This is a genomic window from Paraburkholderia sp. RL18-085-BIA-A, assembly GCF_046027075.1.
In the GTDB taxonomy this organism is placed as follows: Bacteria; Pseudomonadota; Gammaproteobacteria; order Burkholderiales; family Burkholderiaceae; genus Paraburkholderia.
Genome location: NZ_JARESU010000582.1, coordinates 1 through 533, shown reverse-complemented (window position 1 = coordinate 533; position 533 = coordinate 1). Strand labels below are relative to the sequence as shown.

Annotated in this window: 1 protein-coding gene; it reads right to left on the bottom strand. The window is 52.5% G+C overall.

Annotated features, from left to right (window positions below):
* On the bottom strand, window positions 1-533 hold a 533-nt coding region (locus tag P0D89_RS53945; RefSeq protein ID WP_408379820.1), incomplete at both ends, for a hypothetical protein.

Here is a 533-nt window from a genome sequence, read left to right as displayed (position 1 = left end):
CGTCTGGATTGGTTCCATCGCTGGGATTTTCCAGCGGAAGATTCAGTAGGTTGCTGGGGCCAACGGGGTTGCTGTTTAAGTCCAGATCGAACAAATACCGGAGCGCGAGCGTTGACATTTGATTTGCGGTATCTTTTGCACCCGACAGAACCGTAGGTTTTGTGCCTTGGATGGCATGCGGCAGGTCGGTAACCATCGTGTCGTCGCTTAACGTCTCCTGCAAGAAGGAAACATGGTTCTGGACAAAATCACTATCGAAGCTTACCGAGTCAATGCTAACCACGAACGCGGCCCTTTGTTCATCAAGCGCGGTTTCAACCGAGAAGTGCTTAAGCACCTGAAACACGCGACCGAGTGCAGCTACAAGTCCGGCGATGAATGGAAAAACACCAGCTTCGTGCAGGACGGCCAAATCCAGACGCTTCGCAAGCTCCTGCACGAGGCGCACAGCTTTATCCTCCGAGCCGAAGGCAAGGTTCAGGAATAAGGAGAGGGGGCCGCAAGGCCCCCTTTTCTTTTTTTTCAATTTCACA